This is a genomic window from Mesorhizobium sp. M0601 (assembly GCF_040320845.1).
Taxonomy (GTDB): domain Bacteria; phylum Pseudomonadota; class Alphaproteobacteria; order Rhizobiales; family Rhizobiaceae; genus Mesorhizobium.
On record NZ_JAMYQK010000029.1, the window covers coordinates 1 to 16,933 of the forward strand.

The 16,933-nt window shown below is 62.8% G+C and carries 15 protein-coding genes, 1 tRNA gene and 1 riboswitch; of the genes, 7 read left to right on the top strand and 9 right to left on the bottom strand.

Features of this window, described 5'->3' with window-relative positions:
* Positions 1-160 precede the first annotated feature (160 nt).
* Positions 161-685, bottom strand: a complete 525-nt coding sequence (locus NKI41_RS22760; protein ID WP_023677348.1) for a GcrA family cell cycle regulator — start codon at positions 683-685, stop codon at positions 161-163.
* A 354-nt stretch (positions 686-1,039) separates the two neighbouring features.
* On the opposite strand from NKI41_RS22760, the gene NKI41_RS22765 reads away from it, so the two are divergent.
* The 3 genes from NKI41_RS22765 (at position 1,040) to NKI41_RS22775 (ending at position 4,338) form a co-directional block, all read left to right on the top strand.
* Positions 1,040-2,239, top strand: coding sequence for an aspartate aminotransferase family protein (locus NKI41_RS22765; protein ID WP_023677349.1), 1,200 nt, complete (start codon positions 1,040-1,042; stop codon positions 2,237-2,239).
* Between the two features lie 14 nt (positions 2,240-2,253).
* Positions 2,254-3,165 carry an ornithine carbamoyltransferase gene (argF, locus tag NKI41_RS22770; RefSeq protein ID WP_352470112.1) on the top strand — a complete coding sequence of 304 codons (912 nt, stop codon included), beginning with the start codon at positions 2,254-2,256 and terminating at the stop codon, positions 3,163-3,165.
* A gap of 162 nt (positions 3,166-3,327) precedes the next feature.
* Positions 3,328-4,338, top strand: coding sequence for an Hsp33 family molecular chaperone (locus tag NKI41_RS22775; protein WP_352501705.1), 1,011 nt, complete (start codon positions 3,328-3,330; stop codon positions 4,336-4,338).
* Positions 4,339-4,344: 6 nt separating this feature from the next.
* Here the strand turns inward: NKI41_RS22775 and apaG are convergent, their stop codons facing one another.
* Positions 4,345-4,737: a Co2+/Mg2+ efflux facilitator ApaG/CorD gene (gene apaG, locus NKI41_RS22780; protein WP_023677352.1), complete on the bottom strand. Its 393-nt coding sequence runs from the start codon at positions 4,735-4,737 to the stop codon at positions 4,345-4,347.
* A 227-nt stretch (positions 4,738-4,964) separates the two neighbouring features.
* Here apaG and NKI41_RS22785 point away from each other — a divergent pair, with 227 nt between their 5' ends.
* Positions 4,965-6,116 carry a ceramide glucosyltransferase gene (locus tag NKI41_RS22785; RefSeq protein WP_352685287.1) on the top strand — a complete coding sequence of 384 codons (1,152 nt, stop codon included), beginning with the start codon at positions 4,965-4,967 and terminating at the stop codon, positions 6,114-6,116.
* Positions 6,117-6,152: 36 nt separating this feature from the next.
* On the opposite strand, the gene NKI41_RS22790 is transcribed toward NKI41_RS22785, so the two are convergent.
* Positions 6,153-7,343 (bottom strand): O-succinylhomoserine sulfhydrylase, encoded by a 1,191-nt coding sequence (locus tag NKI41_RS22790; RefSeq protein ID WP_352685288.1) that lies wholly within the window; start codon positions 7,341-7,343, stop codon positions 6,153-6,155.
* Between the two features lie 70 nt (positions 7,344-7,413).
* Positions 7,414-7,491: riboswitch (SAM riboswitch) on the bottom strand.
* A 135-nt stretch (positions 7,492-7,626) separates the two neighbouring features.
* On the opposite strand from NKI41_RS22790, the gene NKI41_RS22795 reads away from it, so the two are divergent.
* Positions 7,627-8,721 (top strand): 2'-deoxycytidine 5'-triphosphate deaminase, encoded by a 1,095-nt coding sequence (locus tag NKI41_RS22795; RefSeq protein ID WP_352470117.1) that lies wholly within the window; start codon positions 7,627-7,629, stop codon positions 8,719-8,721.
* Between the two features lie 30 nt (positions 8,722-8,751).
* Here NKI41_RS22795 and araD1 read toward each other — a convergent pair whose 3' ends face one another.
* The 4 genes from araD1 to chvE form a co-directional block, all read right to left on the bottom strand.
* Positions 8,752-9,744 (bottom strand): AraD1 family protein, encoded by a 993-nt coding sequence (gene araD1 / locus NKI41_RS22800; RefSeq protein ID WP_352613920.1) that lies wholly within the window; start codon positions 9,742-9,744, stop codon positions 8,752-8,754.
* A 191-nt stretch (positions 9,745-9,935) separates the two neighbouring features.
* On the bottom strand, positions 9,936-11,228 hold the full coding sequence (gene mmsB, locus NKI41_RS22805) for a multiple monosaccharide ABC transporter permease (protein ID WP_292659525.1): 1,293 nt from the start codon (positions 11,226-11,228) through the stop codon (positions 9,936-9,938).
* The gene (gene mmsA, locus NKI41_RS22810; protein WP_352470119.1) at positions 11,225-12,757 is read right to left on the bottom strand and encodes a multiple monosaccharide ABC transporter ATP-binding protein; all 1,533 of its coding nucleotides are present in this window, start codon (positions 12,755-12,757) and stop codon (positions 11,225-11,227) included. Before mmsA ends, mmsB begins: the two co-directional genes overlap by 4 nt.
* Before the next feature lie 99 nt (positions 12,758-12,856).
* The gene (chvE, locus tag NKI41_RS22815; protein WP_254816339.1) at positions 12,857-13,921 is read right to left on the bottom strand and encodes a multiple monosaccharide ABC transporter substrate-binding protein; all 1,065 of its coding nucleotides are present in this window, start codon (positions 13,919-13,921) and stop codon (positions 12,857-12,859) included.
* 317 nt (positions 13,922-14,238) lie between these two features.
* On the opposite strand from chvE, the gene NKI41_RS22820 reads away from it, so the two are divergent.
* Positions 14,239-15,228: a LysR family transcriptional regulator gene (locus NKI41_RS22820; protein ID WP_352685289.1), complete on the top strand. Its 990-nt coding sequence runs from the start codon at positions 14,239-14,241 to the stop codon at positions 15,226-15,228.
* 316 nt (positions 15,229-15,544) lie between these two features.
* Here NKI41_RS22820 and NKI41_RS22825 read toward each other — a convergent pair.
* A tRNA-Gly gene (locus NKI41_RS22825) sits at positions 15,545-15,618 on the bottom strand.
* Between the two features lie 131 nt (positions 15,619-15,749).
* Between NKI41_RS22825 and NKI41_RS22830 the strand changes: the two genes are divergently transcribed.
* Positions 15,750-16,013, top strand: a complete 264-nt coding sequence (locus NKI41_RS22830) for a DUF6460 domain-containing protein (RefSeq protein ID WP_023677362.1) — start codon at positions 15,750-15,752, stop codon at positions 16,011-16,013.
* Between the two features lie 4 nt (positions 16,014-16,017).
* Here NKI41_RS22830 and NKI41_RS22835 read toward each other — a convergent pair whose 3' ends face one another.
* Positions 16,018-16,920, bottom strand: coding sequence for a histone deacetylase family protein (locus tag NKI41_RS22835; protein WP_352685290.1), 903 nt, complete (start codon positions 16,918-16,920; stop codon positions 16,018-16,020).
* Between the last annotated feature and the right edge of the window lie 13 nt (positions 16,921-16,933).

Below are 16,933 nucleotides of genomic sequence, written 5' to 3' on the forward strand. Positions count from 1 at the left end.
GGCAGTAGGGCAGTAGGGCAGTAGGGCAGTAGGGCAGTAGGGCAGTAGGGCAGTAGGGCAGTAGGGCAGTAGGGCAGTAGGGCAGTAGGCTATCGCTTCGGGAGCGCGCTTCTCTACAATTCACCTACTGCCGTACTGCCTTACTCCCCTATTCCCCTAACTATCTGCTCCGCCGCCGCTCCGATGCCGGCTGGAACGCCACGCGGGCGTGGTACTTGCAGTAGGGGCCGGTTTCGGCGGCGTCGTTGCCGCAGAAATGGAAGTCTTCCGAAAGCGGATCGCCGTTCGGCCATTTGCAAGTGCGCTCGTTGAGTTCGACAAGTTGCAGATGCCGCGAGATCGGCACGACGACGTTCTCGACCGGGCGGATATAGTGGCGCGCCACCGGTTCGGCATCGAACTGCGCCTTGAGCGCGGTCGCACCGATCGACATCGAGGTGGTGGCATGGCGCGTGGCGCTTGCTGCCCGGGACACCGATTTCTGGATCGTCGATCCCTGCACCGTCTTCTTCTGGCGTGCCGGTGAGGCGGTCGTGCGTCCGCGACCGGACAGTTTCAGCCGGTGCACTTTGCCGATGACCGCATTGCGGCTGACCCCGCCAAGCTGTGCGGCGATCTGGCTGGCGCTGAGGCCCTCCGACCACAATTTTCTGAGAAGTTCGACTCGCTCGTCAGTCCAGTTCATGAGACCGCGCTCCTGCTGAAACGTGCGGCAATCGGAATCCATTCCCGACCCGGCTTCTGCCGGGCAGACACCACATATATCGGGTGATTAGGTCCGCCGCACGAAATCTAGTTATTTCTCTACTACAATTACCTTATGCGCTGACTCGGTGACAAGAGTCCCAAGGCCAACACGAATCGGTTTTTTCGGTTTTCCCCAACTTGCCCGGTCGCTTATGAGCCGGCGTTATGCTGGGGGCTTGCCGCGCGACCTTGCGCGACCTTTTCGTTGACTTCACGGCCGAAAAACACGATAAGCCACAAGGGCCGCCGCTTTGGCGGCTTTTTGATTTTTCCGGTTCCGGAGACGCATATAATGAGCGGTTCGGCGCTTTTCGAGACCTTTGTTCGCGCACCCCTGGCTTTCGACCACGGTGAAGGCACCTGGCTGGTCACCGACAAGGGCGAGCGATATCTCGATTTCGCCGGCGGCATCGCCGTGAATTCGTTGGGCTACAGCCATCCGCATCTGGTCGCGGCCCTCACCGAGCAGGCCGCCAAGCTCTGGCACGTCTCCAATCTGTACGAGATTCCGGGACAGAGCCGGCTCGGCGAGCGGCTGGCCGACGCAAGCTTCGCCGACAAGGTGTTCTTCACCAATTCCGGCGCAGAGGCGCTCGAATGCGCCATCAAGACGGCGCGGCGGTACCACTTCGTCAAGGGCCACCCCGAGCGCTACCGCACAATCACCTTCGAAGGCGCCTTCCACGGCCGCACCCTGGCGACCATCGCCGCCGGCGGCCAGTACAAGTATCTGGAAGGTTTCGGCCCCAAGGTCGACGGCTTCGACCAGGTCGGTTTCGACGATGTGGATGCCGCCGAGAAGGCGATCACGCCTGAAACCGCGGCGATCCTGATCGAGCCGGTGCAAGGCGAGGGCGGCATCAGGCAAGTGCCGACGCAATCGCTGAAGCGGCTCAGGCAGCTCTGCGATCAGCACGGACTGCTCCTGATTTTCGACGAGGTCCAATGCGGCGTCGGCCGCACCGGAAAGCTGTTCGCGCATGAATGGGCGGGTGTCACACCCGACCTCATGGCGGTGGCCAAAGGCATCGGCGGCGGCTTCCCGATGGGTGCCTGCCTCGCCACCGACGAGGCAGCGGTCGGCATGACCGCCGGCGTGCACGGCACCACCTTCGGTGGCAATCCGCTGGCAATGGCGGTCGGCAACGCCGTGCTCGACGTGGTGCTGGAAGACGGCTTTCTCGAAGACGTCCGGCGCAAGGCACTGCTGTTGAAGCAGGGGCTCGCTGGTGTCGCCGACGAATTTCCGGATGTTATCGAAAGCATCAGGGGCACCGGCCTGATGCTCGGGCTTAAATGCGCGATGCCCAACACCAAGGTCACGGTGGCACTGCGTGACCAGCATCTCTTGACGGTTCCGGCCGGCGACAACGTTATCCGCCTGCTGCCGCCTCTCACCGTCACCGACGCCGAGATCCACGAAGCGCTCGAGCGCATTCGTGCCGGCGCCAAGAGCCTGGCAGATGCCATCGTCGCTGCCGCTGCGAAGTAATCCTGGAATTCCTGATGTCCCTTCGCCATTTCACCGATCTTTCCGCCGTTTCCGAAGGCGATCTGCGCTTCATGCTCGACGACGCAGCGGTGCGAAAGGCAAGGCTCAAGGCCGGCGAACGCAGCAAGCCGCTCGAAGGCAAGGTGCTGGCGATGATCTTCGACAAGCCGTCGACGCGCACGCGCGTGTCGTTCGACGTCGGTATGCGGCAATTGGGTGGCGAGACGATCATGCTGACCGGCACCGAGATGCAGCTTGGCCGCTCGGAGACCATTGCCGACACGGCCAAGGTGCTGTCGCGCTACGTCGATGCCATCATGATCCGCACCACCTCGCATGACCGGCTGCTGGAACTGATGGAAAACGCTACGGTCCCCGTCATTAACGGGCTGACCGACGAGACCCATCCCTGCCAGCTGATGGCCGACATCATGACCTTCGAAGAGCACCGCGGTCCGGTGGCCGGTAAAACGATCGCTTGGACCGGCGACGGCAACAACGTGCTGCATTCGCTGCTGGAGGCATCCGCGCGGTTCCATTTCAAGCTGAATGTCGCCGTGCCCGAGGGCAGCGAACCGGCCCAGAAGCATGTCGACTGGTCGAAAGCCAATGGCGGCAAGCTGAAATTCACCCGTTCGCCCGAGGAGGCCGTTCACGAGGCCGACTGCATCGTCACCGACTGCTGGGTGTCGATGGGCCAGGAGCACCGTGCCCGCGGCCACAATGTCTTCCTGCCCTATCAGGTCAATGCGGCACTGATGGCGAAAGCCAAGCCGGACGCGCTGTTCATGCACTGTCTGCCGGCGCATCGCGGTGAGGAGGTTACCGACGAGGTCATCGACGGACCGCATTCGGTGGTGTTCGATGAGGCCGAGAACCGGCTCCATGCCCAGAAGGCGGTCTTGGCCTGGTGCCTGGGCGCTTGATACGAGCCGCGGTGATCCGGGCCGTCCTGATCTGCGCCGCCTTGATCTGGGCCGCCTTGATCCGGGAGTTGGTGGTGCCTATCTCAGGCGCATCACGCAAATCGAGCGCGTCTCGTCGCATGCGCCCCGGAGGGCGGCATCGCCGCGCCCCGGAGCTTTGTCATGTTGGAAACTCATCAATTGGCTGAACATAAACCCAAGCTCGGCGAATTCGGCTACGCCGGCGACGACCATGTCGTGCCGTTCGAGGTCGGCCCGCTCGACGTGCGCGGTCGCACCGTCCAGCTCGGGCCGATGCTCGATGCTATTCTCAGCCGTCACGACTATCCCGAGCCGGTCGCCCGGCTCCTGGCTGAAGCCTGTGTGTTGACGGTATTGCTCGGAACTTCGCTGAAGTTCGAGGGCAAGTTCATTCTGCAGACCCGCACCGACGGGCCGGTCGACATGCTGGTCGCGGATTTCTCCACGCCGCACGCGCTGCGCGCTTATGCCCGCTTCGATGCCGACCGGCTGCAGGCTTTGACTTCTGCCGGCGAGACGTCACCGCAGACGCTGCTCGGCAGCGGCGTCCTGGCGCTGACCATCGACCAGGGCGCCCACACACAACGCTACCAGGGCATCGTCCAGCTCGACGGCGTCACACTGGAAGATGCCGCACGCACTTATTTCCGCCAGTCTGAGCAGATTCCGACCGACCTCCGGCTTTCGGTTGCCAAGCTTCTGACGCCCGGCGTCGGCGGTGCCCGCGAGCAATGGCGGGCCGGTGGCCTGCTGGCACAATTCCTGCCGCAGTCGGCGGAGCGCATGCGCGTACCCGACCTTCCCGGTGGCGATGGCGATCCGCGTGAGGAAATCCACGACCCGACCGACAATTCCTGGCAGGAGCTGCTGGCGCTGCTTGGTACTATTGAACCGACCGAGCTGATCGATCCGACGATCGGCGCCGAACGGCTGCTTTACCGGCTTTTCCACGAGCATGGCGTCCGCGTGTTCGGCGGGGTGCCGGTCGCCGACCAGTGCTCATGCTCGAGGGAGAAGATCCACGGCATCCTCGAAGGCTTTTCCGCCGAGGAGATCAGGGACAGCACCGAGGATGGCAGCATTCACGTCGCCTGCGAATTCTGCTCGAAGCAATATGACTTCGACCCGGCGGAGTTTGCAGCGGCCGGATGACGGCCGTCAATTGACGGTGCGCCGCATTCCCGGCAAGTCGAGCGAGAAGGCGGGGATGGCGACGTCGAACGTCTCGCCCCGTTTGTTGCGCATGGTGTAGTGCCCGACCATGATGCCGGACGGCGTCGAGAGCGGGCATCCAGACGTATACTGATAGCTGTCGCCGGGGTTGAGTCCGGGTTGCTCGCCGACGACCCCGGGGCCGCGCACTTCCTCGACCTTGCCGGTGCCGTCGGTAATGTGCCAGTAGCGCGACAGAAGCTGCACGAACTCATCCGACTGATTGTCGATGGTCACCTGATATCCCCAGACATAGCGGTTTTGCGGCGGGTCGGAGTGATCCTCCAGATAGAACGGCCTGACCTGCACTTCGATGTTGCGGGTGACGGCGCTGTACATAAACTGCTCCAAAGCAATGTAGATGGAACTTTCGACGCTCAGCGCAGTTTGATCAACGATGCGCGTCATCTCCTTGCCCGACTCGAGCGCAGGTGCCGAAAAACAATGTCATTTAAGTGACACATGACGATGATGGTGTGCAGGCTTGTGCCGGGCGACTCAGCGTTCTGTCGAATTGTTGAAAACGGCCGTCATGCGGCCGGCACTTCTGGAGTGACCAGATCTCGATGGAACCGACATTCGCAGCCGCCCTCCTTTCCATAGCCCTCCTTCTTTCAAATCTCGCCAGCATCCTGTTAGCTTCGCTGAAGCTGAAGCGACCAGCCAGGATCGCACCGCCCGCCAACGCGCCGCCGGTATCGATCGTCATCCCGGCACGCGGCATCGAGCCGTTTGCCGAAGAGACGCTGGAGCGCGCCTTCTCACTCGACTGGCCGCGCTACGAACTCATCTTCTGCGTTGCCCATGCCGACGACCCGGTGGTCAAGCCGATCACCGCCGCAATGGCGCGCTTTCCAGCTATTCGCGCCCGCCTTCTAGTCGGTGACGACCGCATCAGCGGCAATCCAAAACTCAACAATTGCGTGAAGGGTTGGGAAGCGGCGCATTATCGCTGGGTCATCCTTGCCGATTCCAATGTGCTTATGCCGAGCGACTACGTCCAGCAGCTGATGGCGGCATGGCGGCATGGCACTGGCCTCGTCTGCTCGACGCCGATCGGCTCACGGCCGGACAGTTTCTGGGGGGAGGTCGAATGCGCCTTTCTCAACACGCTGCAGGCACGCTGGCAGTACGCTGGAGAGGCGCTCGGCCTCGGCTTCGCGCAGGGCAAGAGCATGTTGTGGAACAAGCCGATGCTCGACGCCAATGGCGGCATCCGCGCGCTTGCCGCCGAGATCGCCGAGGACGCCGCCGCGACCAAGCTGGTCAACGGGCTCGGACTGCGGGTCAATCTTGTCGCCTCGCCCTTCGAACAGCCGCTCGGCCGGCGCACGCTTGGCGAGATCTGGTCGCGGCAGGCGCGCTGGGCGCGGCTGCGCCGCGTCACCTTCGCGCTGTTCTTCGCCCCCGAGATCCTGATCGGCGCGGCGCCGCCGCTGGTGCTTGCGCTGATCGCGGCGGCTGACGCCGGCGTCAGCCTGCCGGCAACCGCCATCGCCGTGCTGGTTGCGGCCTACCTGCCGGAATGCGCCTTGGCCTCGGCCAAGGGATGGCAGCTGTCGCTGCGCACCATCCCGGCGATGATGGCGCGAGACCTGATGCTTCCCGCCATTTGGGCGCGCGGATGGCTGAGCGGCGCCGTCGACTGGCGCGGCAATGTGATGACTATCCAGACCAAGGCCGTCGCGGAGCTGGAAGAGACCCCGTCCGGCGCCTGATCGGCGCGTCCCCGCTCGCCTCTGTTCGGCCAGCCCTTATCCGGCAACTCTCAGTGCCTGCTCGATGTCTTCGAGCAGGTCGTCGGCGTCCTCAAGGCCAACTGACAGCCTGAGTGTTCCCGGTCCGATGCCGAGCTCGGCGCGGGCCTCATCGGTCAAGTTCTTGTGCGTCGTCGTCGCCGGATGGGTGATCAGGCTCTTGGCGTCGCCGAGATTGTTGGAAATGAGCACGACGTCGAGTGCGTTCTGGAAGGCAAAGGCCGCCTGCTTGCCGCCCTTCACATCGAGGCAGATCAGCGTCGAGCCACCCGACATCTGCTTCTTGACCACGGCCGCTTGCGGGTGGTCGGCACGGCCAGGATAGATGACACGGGCGATTTGCGGGCGCTCGGCCAGGAAATCCGCGATGCGGCCGGCACTTTCCGTCTGCTGGCGTACGCGTAGCGGCAGCGTCTCCAGGCCTTTCAGCAGCGTCCAGGCATTGAAGGGCGAGAGGCTTGGGCCGGTGTGGCGGAAATAGTCATGCAGGTTCTCGTCGATCCATTTCTTGTCCGACAGAACGATGCCGCCAAGACAGCGCCCCTGGCCGTCAATATGCTTCGTGGCCGAATAGACGACGATGTGGGCGCCGAGCTGCAGGGGTTTCTGCTGCAAGGGCGTGGCGAACACATTATCGACGATCAGCCTGGCGCCGATCGAATTGGCAAGTGCCGCGACGGCGGCAATGTCGATCACTTCCAGCGTAGGATTGGTCGGGCTTTCCAGGAAGAACAGTTTGGTGTTCGGCTTGACCGCCTTTTCCCAATTGGCGATGTCGGTGCCGTCGACCAGCGTTGCCTCAATGCCGTATTTCGGCGCCAGCGTCTCGACCACCCAGCGGCAGGAGCCGAACAGCGCGCGCGCCGCCACGATATGGTCGCCCGCCTTGGCGCTGCACAGCAGTGCTGCCGTCACCGCCGCCATGCCGGATGCCGTGGCGCGCGCGTCTTCGGCTCCTTCCAGCGCGCACATGCGTTTTTCAAACATGTCGACCGTCGGATTGGCATAGCGCGAATAGATGAAGCCCGGCTCCTCGCCCTTGAAGCGGGCCTCCGCCGCTTGCGCCGTCTCGTAGACATAGCCTTGGGTGAGATACATCGCCTCGGAGGTCTCGCCGAAGCGGGAACGCAGCGTTCCGGCATGCACGAGTGCGGTCTGAGGCTTCCAGTCGCGCTTCTTGGTCATCATTCCATCCAAACACCAAAATTGGTCCAAACAACAAAAAACCGGTCGCGAAAGTCGCAACCGGTCCATATGGCCTTGCGGCCCGACGGTCCTTTAGCGACTTGTTTAACGTGGCTGCAAGCCGACCGGCCAAATCACCACGGGATAACGAGCTTTAGACCCGCGCCACGCTTGCGTCAATTGCCGGCATGATTAAGAGGGTTGTACCAAGCAGGTGCCAAAGGCGTCTACGGTCGGACCTGCGACAGAACAAGACCTCGCCCGGCGTTCGAACGGAGCCAGACCCTTGCGGCAGACAGGCATTCTTCCCGATCAGGATATTTCCGCGCTGTTCCAGACGGGCGCGCTGAAATCGCCGCGCACGCTCGATGCCGATCAGATCCAGCCGGCCAGCCTTGACCTCAGGCTCGGCGACAAGGCCTGGCGGGTGCGTGCTTCCTTCTTGCCCGGCCCGGACCACAGGGTTGCCGACAAGCTCGACCGGCTGAAGCTGCACGAGATCAACCTCGCCGAAGGTGCTGTGCTGGAAACCGGCTGCGTCTACATCGTGCCGCTGCTCGAAAGCCTGGCGCTGCCCGCCCATATTTCCGCCTCCGCCAACCCGAAAAGCTCGACCGGACGGCTCGATATCTTCACTCGGGTAATGACCGACCGCGGCCACGAGTTCGACAAGATCGCCGCCGGCTATGAAGGCCCGCTCTACCTGGAGGTCAGCCCGCGCACTTTCCCGATCGTCGTGCGGACCGGCTCGCGGCTGTCGCAGATCAGGTTCCGCACCGGCAATGCGCTCTTGTCGGAAAACGAGTTGCACGAGTTGCACCGCGCCGAAATGTTGGTCGCCACCGAACCACCCAACATCTCAGGCGGGGGCATCGCGCTATCGATCGACCTCGACGGCGACAAGGACGGGCTGGTCGGCTATCGCGGCAAGCACCACACCGGCCTCGTCGACGTCGACAAGCGCGCCGCGCAGGATGTCGTCGATTTCTGGGAGCCGCTCTACAAGAGCGGTGCCGGCGAGCTGGTGCTCGATCCGGACGAATTCTATATTCTGGTGTCGCGCGAGGCGGTGCATGTGCCGCCGCTCTACGCCGCCGAAATGACGCCCTTCGATCCGCTGGTCGGCGAGTTCCGCGTCCATTATGCCGGTTTCTTCGACCCGGGTTTCGGCCATTCGGCGTCGGGCGGCACCGGCAGCCGGGCGGTGCTCGAGGTACGCAGCCACGAAGTGCCGTTCATCCTCGACCACGGCCAGATCGTCGGACGGTTGGTCTATGAGCACATGCTGAAACGGCCGCGGGCGCTCTACGGCACTGATCTCGGCTCGAACTATCAGGCACAGGGCCTGAAACTGTCCAAGCATTTCCGCGCCGCGCGCTGACCTTCCTCTCACTTCCGGGCTACGCCCGGCTCAAAGTGCCTTCACGGCGACCTTCACCGGCTGCTCGATTTCAAGCGGGTTGCGCAGTGGCAGGCCGAAATCCTGCGCCTCGATTTCGAATACGTCACCGGCCTCGGTCCTGACGCCGTCGGCAAAGGACAGCGTCGCCGTGCCGAACATGTGCACATGCACGTCGCCCGGCTGGCGGAAGGCTGAGTATTTGAAGTGGTGATGCTCGAGATTGCCAATGGTGTGCGACATGTTCGCCTCGCCCGACAGGAACGGCTTTTCCCAAAGCAGCTTGCCGTCGCGCAGGATGCGCGAAGTGCCGCGGATATCGGACGGCAGATCGCCGATCAGGATCTCCGGCCCGAACGAAGCATTGCGCAGCTTGGAATGGGCAAGGAAGAGATAGTTCACACGCTCGGTGACATGGTCGGAAAACTCGTTAGACAGCGTGAAGCCGACGCGGAACGGGGCGCCGTCGTCGCCGATCACATAGATACCGGCGATTTCCGGCTCCTCGCCGGCATCCTGGGCGAAGGCGGGCGACATAAGCGCCGCACCGGGCGCCACCGCCATGGTGCCGTTGCCCTTGTAGAACCATTCCGGCTGCACGCCGATCTGGCCCTTCGCCGGCTTGCCGCCCTCAAGCCCCATGCGGAACATCTTCATGGAATCGGTCAGCTGTTCCTCGCCGTCCGTGCTGAGCTTCTTGTGCATGGAATCGCGGGTCGCGGCGGAGCCGAGATGCGTCAGCCCAGTGCCGGTGAGATGGAGATGCGCCGGATCGGGATGGTTGATCGGCGACAGCAGCCGGCCCTTCTTATAGGCTGCGTCGAGATCGACGGTTTCGCCGAAGCCCTTGCGCTCGATCAGGGCGACAAGCCCGCTGCCGGTACGCGCGGCTTCCATCGCCAGCGAATAGACGCTGCGGGCGCCGTTGATGACGCGGGTCTTGCCGCCGTTGCGGGCAACGACGCGGATCGTCTCGGCGTCGTCGAGGATTTGTGAGATCAGCATGGTAACCCTCTCTGAATTGTGGGCTGGCCTGCCCTTTCTCGGCAAACCCTACCCTGCGCGGCCCGGACCCTGTCCGCGCCTCGGTTGAAATTCTTCGTCCGGATTGCGCTCGCGGATCAGGTCCCTCGGGGGGACTTCTTTGCGCCGCCCGGCAGCGTCGCGATGTGACCCGTATGCCTCCTGGTTGCCTCTCAAGCCTTGTTCTTGTTGTAGACGTCGAAGACGACGGCGCCGAGCAGCACCAGGCCTTTGACCACCTGCTGCCAATCGACATTGACGCCCATGATCGACATGCCGTTGTTCATGACGCCCATGATGAAGCCGCCGACCACCGCGCCGATCACCTGGCCGACGCCGCCCATCGCCGAAGCGCCACCGATGAACACCGCGGCGATGACGTCGAGCTCGCTGCCGAGGCCGGCCGCCGGCACAGCCTGCCCCAGGCGCGCTGCGATAATCAGGCCGCCGAGTGCCGACAGCACGCCCATATTGATGAACACCATCAACGTCAGCCGTTCGGTCTTGATGCCCGATAGCTGGGCTGCCTTGGCATTGCCGCCCATCGCATAGATGCGACGGCCGATCGTCATGCGTTTGGTAACGAAGACGAACAACGCGATCAGCACGCCCATCACCATGAGAACGATGGGGAGGCCCCTATAGGTGGCGAATTGGTAGACGAGAAACAGCGCCAGCGCGCTGATCACCAGGGTCTTGACGACGAACAGCGAGAAGGGCTCGGCTTCGTAGCCATGCTTCTCGCGGGTGCGCCGTGCCCTGAGGCCGAAATAGGCATAGGCGAGCACGGCGACGAGGCCGATCACGATCGTCGTCAGGTGCAGCGTCAGGCCGCTGCCGACAATGGTTTTGCCGGCGGCGTTCACGGTTGGCGGTATCAGCGTCAACGGGCCGATCAGGTCCGGAATGAAGCCGGAACTGAGCGCCTTGAAGCCGACGGGAAGCGGCCCTACGGAAGACCCGCCACCCAGCAGCGCCTGGCAGATGCCGCGGAAGATCAGCATGCCCGCCAGCGTGACGATAAAGCTCGGTATTCGGTGATAGGCAATCCAGTAGCCTTGTGCCGCGCCGATCGCACCACCGACGATCAGGCAGATGATCGACACCACCAGCGGATTGCTCAATGGGCCAAGCGGCCAGATGACCATCATCATCGCCGCCAGTGCGCCGATGAAGCCGGCGACGGAGCCGACGCTGAGATCGATGTGACCCGAAACGATCACCAGAAGCATGCCCAGCGCCATCACGATGATGAAGCTGTTCTGCTGTACGAGATTGCTGAGGTTCACCGGCTTGAACAGCGTTCCGGACGTGGTGAACTGGAAGAACACCATGATTGCGATCAACGCCAGCACCAACCCGTATTCGCGCAGGTTGGTGACCAGCGCCGAGACGGCAATGCGAGGTCCCTGTTGTAGATCCTGGGCAACGCCGGTCTGCGGCCCGGGAGCGCTTTCGGTGCTCATGATGCTTTTCCTTCTCCGCGGACGATGGCGCGCATTATCTTTTCCTGGCTGGCGTCGCTTGCCGCCATTTCGCCGACGATGCGTCCTTCGTTCATGACGTAGATGCGGTCGGTGATGCCGAGCAGTTCGGGCATTTCCGACGAGATGACGATGATTGCCTTACCCTCGGAGGCGAGACGCGCGATGATCGTATAGATTTCATACTTGGCGCCGACGTCGATACCGCGTGTCGGCTCGTCGAGGATCAGCACTTCCGGATTGGCGAACAGCCATTTCGAGAGCACCACCTTCTGCTGATTGCCGCCAGAAAGGTTGCCGGTCATCTGGTAGACGCTCGAGGCGCGGATATTGGTCCTGCCGCGATAATCGTTGGCGACCGAAAGCTCGCGCAAATCGTCGATCACGCCGTGGCGCGACACGCCGGGCAGGTTGGCCAGCGTGATGTTGTGTTTGATGTGGTCGATCAGGTTGAGACCGTAGGTCTTGCGGTCCTCGGTAACGTAGGCGATGCCGTGTTCCACCGCCTTGCTCACCGAAGAGACGTCGATCGGCTTGCCGTTGAGGAACACCTCGCCGGTGATGCGACGGCCATAGGACCGGCCGAACAGGCTCATGGCAAACTCGGTCCGGCCGGCACCCATGAGCCCGGCAATGCCGACCACTTCGCCCTTGCGGGCGTTGAGGTTGATACCCTTGATGACCTGCCGCTCGGCATGGATGGGGTGGTAGACCGACCAGTTTTTCACTTCGAGAACGGTCTCGCCGATCTTCGGCTCGCGCGGCGGATAGCGGTCGTCGAGCGAACGGCCGACCATCGAGGTAATGATGCGGTCCTCCGAGATGTCCTTCTTGGCCAGCGTCTCGATAGTCCGCCCGTCACGGATGATGGTGACCTTGTCGGCGACCCGGTTCACCTCGTTGAGCTTGTGCGAGATCAGGATCGAAGTGATGCCTTGCCGCTTGAATTCGAGCAGCAGATCGAGCAGCGCCTGGCTGTCCTTTTCGGACAGGCTCGCGGTCGGCTCATCGAGAATGAGCAACTTCACTTCCTTGCTGAGCGCCTTGGCGATCTCGACCAGCTGCTGCTTGCCGACGCCGATATTGGTGATCAGCGTGTTGGGGTCTTCCTTGAGGCCGACCTTCTTGAGCAGGGCGCTGGTGCGCGCCTCATTGGCATTCCAGTCGATGACGCCGTATCTGGCGTGCTCGTTGCCGAGAAAGATGTTTTCGGCGATCGACAGCATCGGCACCAGCGCAAGCTCCTGGTGGATGATGACGATGCCCTTGCGCTCGCTGTCATGGATGCCTTTGAAATGGCACTCATCGCCGCGATAGATGATCTGGCCGTCATAGGTGCCGGACGGATACACACCCGACAGCACCTTCATCAGCGTCGACTTGCCAGCGCCGTTCTCGCCGACCACGGCATGGATCTCGCCTTCCTCGACCATGAGCTTGACGTTCGACAGCGCCTTGACGCCGGGAAACGTCTTGGTGATGTCGCACATCTCCAAAATCGTCGATGCCATTGAGAATACCACTCCTGCGAGGTCCGCAAACAATACCGGGCTGGCTCGCCAACGAAAAGGGGCCCTGCCTGCGCAGGACCCCAGGCTTTGTAACCGCGATTACTTCAGCTCTTCGGCCTTGATGTAGCCGGAATCGACCACCAGGGCCTGATAGTTCGACTTGTCGACGTCGTGCGGTGTCAACAGGATCGAGGGAACGACCTTGACGTCGTTGTTGTAGGTCGTGGTGTCGAGGCCTTCCGGCTTGCCGCCCGAGAGCACCTTGTCGACGAGTTCGACCGTCGCCTTGGCGAGTTCGCGGGTGTCCTTGAACACGGTCGAATACTGTTCGCCGGCGATGATCGCCTTGACCGAAGCGGTCTCGGCGTCCTGTCCGGTGACGATCGGCCATGGCTGATCGGCGGTGCCGTAGCCTACGGCGCGCAGCGAAGCGATGATGCCGCGCGACAGGCCGTCATAGGGCGAGAGCACGCCATCGACGCGGCTGCCGTCCGAGTAGTTGGCGGAGAGCAGATTGTCCATGCGGGCCTGGGCGGTTGCCGCCAGCCAGCGCAGCGTGCCGACCTTGTCCATGCCCATCTGGCCGGACTTCACGACGAGGGTCTTGTCGTCGATCAGCGGCTGAAGAACCGACATGGCGCCGTTATAGAAGAAGAACGCATTGTTGTCGTCCGGCGAACCGCCGAACAGCTCGATGTTGAACGGGCCCTTCTTCTCGGGATAACCGAGACCCTTGAGCAGCGATTTGGCCTGGATGACGCCGACGCCGAAATTGTCGAAGGTGGTGTAGTAGTCGACATTTGGCGTCTTCTTGATCAGGCGGTCGTAAGCGACGACGACAACGCCGGCGTCATTCGCCTTCTGCAACGCATCGCCCATCGTGGTGCCGTCGATCGAAGCGATGATCAGCGCCTTCGGGCCCTTGGTGATTTCGTTTTCCAGCTGGCTGAGCTGGTTCGGAATGTCGTCCTGCGCGTACTGCAGGTCGACAGTGTAGCCCAGAGCCTCGAGCTGGGACTTGACGGCGTCGCCGTCGTTGATCCAGCGCTGCGAGGTCTTGGTGGGCATCAGCACGCCGATCAGGCCTTCGCCCGCCTGCGCCGGCAGCGTCATGGCCGCGATGCCTAGGGCCGCGACGGCGGCCAGTGTCTTGATAATCTTCACATTAACTCTCCCTGGTTGATGGACGCGTACCCTTGGGTTTCGTGGGCCGCGCAATCGTGCAGGAGCGCCAAACGCGCCGCTGCCGTCAATCGATCTCCGGTATCCTCCCAATCGGCCCCGAGACTCTGGTTTCAATCGATACGAGTTTTCCCTCGTCACCGACCGTCAAGCCTCAGGACGCGCGAAGGGTGTGTCGCTTTGCCATAACTGTCAAATGCGATCTTTGATGGTTGCTATATCGAGACTGATATGGCTTAGGCTAGTGACGACGCTGCCGGATCCTGCCAGGGCGCCGGGCGTAAGAGTAGGGAAGAATCATGGCAGCGCTGCGAAATCCTGGCGGAATATCAGCCAGTTACGATGAAATCCCGGGTGATGGCGGAACCTTGCTGCGCAGCGGCTTGAGCCTGCGTCACATGCGTATGATCGCAGCCCTCGACGAGCACAGCCGAGTGAGCGCCGCGGCCCAGGTCATGAACATCTCGCAGCCGGCGGCCTCGCGCATGATCGCCGAGATGGAGGCCGTGCTCGACGTCAAGCTCTGCGAAAGGCTGCCGCGCGGCATCACGCTGACACCCTATGGCAAGGCGTTGGCACGGCGCGCGCGATCGATCCTGCTCGAGATGCGTGAGGTCGACCGCGAGATTTTCGAGCTCAAGGCGGGCAAGGGCGGCTCGGTATTCCTGGGCGCGGTGACAGCACCGGCGATCGAGCTGGCGGTGCCGGCGATCCGCGAGATCCGGCGCCTTTATCCGCGCATCGAAATCACCATGCAGGTCGAGACCTCGAACGTCCTGGCACGCGAGCTGATCGCCTCGCGCCACGATTTCATCATCGCCCGCATCCCCGACGACCTCAATCCGCGGCTGTTCGAAGCGCGCGTCATCGGCGTCGAGAAAGCCTGCCTGATCGTGCGCCGCGGCCACCCGCTGACCAAGGGCAAGGCGGTGCGGCTGGAAGACACCGCCGCCTATGACTGGGTTTTCCAGTCGGGCGGCTCGCCGCTGCGCCAGGCGATGGAAAGCAACTTTTTGAACCGCAACATCGCGCTGCCGGACCGCATCCTCAACACCAGCTCGCTGCTATTGACTCTGGTCATGGTCGCGCAATCCGACGCCATTGCGCCGGTTTCGATCCAGGTCGCGAAGTTCATCCAGAACCCCGAAGGCCTGGCCGGCGCCATCGATGTTGTCCAGACTGAATTCGACATCGAGGTCAGGCCCTACAGCCTGATCACGGTGAAGAACCGCGCGCTGTCACCGGCAGCCAAGATGCTGCACGACTTTATTCTGCGGGAGGTGGGATAAGGGCTGGAGCGGCAAGCGGAGCGCATCCCGTGGCCGGCCAGACGACCAGACAGGCCCGCCAGCAGCGGCGCCGATGCACGTCGGCCACTACTGCCTGATGCTCAAAAAAGGCCCGCCAGCAGAAGCCAGCGGACCAAGGGTAGACTTTCCGGTTGGGGTCATTCGAGGCCCCGCCGACCCTCAATGTGAGATATTCCACGAACTGGCACATCGGCCAAACAGATGAAAGACGGCCAGCCCGGGCTGTAAAACTGCCTATAAATCCGCTGGTTTTCAGCTTGGCCAGAACAAGTGCAATGCACCGGGGGGCAAGAGCTGGAGCGGGTAGCGGGAATCGAACCCGCGCGTTCAGCTTGGGAAGCTGACAAGCTACCATTACATCATACCCGCGCTGGTTCCTCCGATATCATGGCCCGGCGCCGATGCGCAATCCGGTTTGAGGGCTCGGCTTGATGCAGGGCTATCAACTGCGTATTTCTAGGCATGTGCCCGAATCGCGGCACCCGACTGTGGAGACAGGCTTGTCCGCACTGAACCGCTTTCTCGGCGATACGCCGCTCCGGGTGATCCTGAAGCTGCTTGTGGTGTCGTTCCTCGTCGGGCTGGTCATGAATGCCTTCGGCTGGTCGCCGATGGATGTGCTTTATGGCATTCGCAAATTCTTCATCGACCTGTGGAATTTGGGCTTCCACGCCATCGACCGCTTTCTCGGCTACATCCTGCTCGGTGCCGCGATCGTCGTGCCGGCCTTCATCCTGCTCAGGATCGCTAACTACCGGAAGTGAATTTTCAGGCGTAGCCCGCCGCCACCTCGAACAGGATGGCATGCCGTGCAGCAAGTGCTGCGACATCCGTCGAATAGCCGCCGCCGATAACGCCGCATACCGGTATGCCAAGCGTGCGGAAATGGCGGATCACCATATCGTCGCGGGCGCGCAGCCCGTCATCCGTGAGCGACAACCTGCCGAGCCGGTCCTCGACATGGACATCGACGCCGGCATTGTAGAAGACGAGGTCCCAGCGCCTTCGCGCCGACAGCTCCGGCAGGATGGCGTCCAGCCGCTCCAGATAGGCTGCATCGCCGGCGTCGTCGGGCAGGGCGACATCGAGATCGGAGGCGATCTTGCGCGCGGGGTAGTTGCGGTCGCCATGCATGGAGAAGGTAAACACGCGCGGCTCGTCGTTCAGGATATCCGCCGTGCCGTCGCCCTGATGCACGTCGAGGTCGACGACCAGGATGTTTTGGACAGCAGCTTCGGCGAGGAGCACCAGCGCGGCAACGGCTACGTCGTTGAAGGTGCAGAAGCCGGCGCCTTGCGCGCGCCGTGCATGATGGCTGCCGCCGGCGGTGTTGCAGGCGATGCCGTTCAGCAACGCCAGCCGCGCCGCCAGCACCGTGCCGGCCGTTGCGAGCTGCGCCCTCAGCGAAACCCGCGGTCCGACGGGAAAGCCGATCTCGCGCTCGATCGCCACCGGCACTTTGCAGGCAAGCACCTGGTCGACATAGTCTGCCGCGTGGGCAAGCTTCAGCCATGATGGCCGCGCCGCCTCCGGCTTGTTGAGCGCTTCGGGACGTGCCAGGCCGCGTGCCCGCAACGCATCCATCAGCAGCGGATATTTGCTCATCGGGAAGCGGTGGTTGACGGCGAAGCCGGCGTCATAGTCGGGATGATGAACGATCTGCAAGGGCATGGGGCGGCCGGTG

What these genes read in the sequence shown, in the direction of transcription:
- NKI41_RS22760 (WP_023677348.1), bottom strand. Translation starts at nt 685, where the DNA reads ATGAACTGGACTGACGAGCGAGTCGAACTTCTCAGAAAATTGTGGTCG.
- NKI41_RS22765 (WP_023677349.1), top strand. Translation starts at nt 1,040, where the DNA reads ATGAGCGGTTCGGCGCTTTTCGAGACCTTTGTTCGCGCACCCCTGGCT.
- argF (WP_352470112.1), top strand. Translation starts at nt 2,254, where the DNA reads ATGTCCCTTCGCCATTTCACCGATCTTTCCGCCGTTTCCGAAGGCGAT.
- NKI41_RS22775 (WP_352501705.1), top strand. Translation starts at nt 3,328, where the DNA reads ATGTTGGAAACTCATCAATTGGCTGAACATAAACCCAAGCTCGGCGAA.
- apaG (WP_023677352.1), bottom strand. Translation starts at nt 4,737, where the DNA reads ATGTACAGCGCCGTCACCCGCAACATCGAAGTGCAGGTCAGGCCGTTC.
- NKI41_RS22785 (WP_352685287.1), top strand. Translation starts at nt 4,965, where the DNA reads ATGGAACCGACATTCGCAGCCGCCCTCCTTTCCATAGCCCTCCTTCTT.
- NKI41_RS22790 (WP_352685288.1), bottom strand. Translation starts at nt 7,343, where the DNA reads ATGATGACCAAGAAGCGCGACTGGAAGCCTCAGACCGCACTCGTGCAT.
- araD1 (WP_352613920.1), bottom strand. Translation starts at nt 9,744, where the DNA reads ATGCTGATCTCACAAATCCTCGACGACGCCGAGACGATCCGCGTCGTT.
- mmsB (WP_292659525.1), bottom strand. Translation starts at nt 11,228, where the DNA reads ATGAGCACCGAAAGCGCTCCCGGGCCGCAGACCGGCGTTGCCCAGGAT.
- mmsA (WP_352470119.1), bottom strand. Translation starts at nt 12,757, where the DNA reads ATGGCATCGACGATTTTGGAGATGTGCGACATCACCAAGACGTTTCCC.
- NKI41_RS22820 (WP_352685289.1), top strand. Translation starts at nt 14,239, where the DNA reads ATGGCAGCGCTGCGAAATCCTGGCGGAATATCAGCCAGTTACGATGAA.
- NKI41_RS22835 (WP_352685290.1), bottom strand. Translation starts at nt 16,920, where the DNA reads ATGCCCTTGCAGATCGTTCATCATCCCGACTATGACGCCGGCTTCGCC.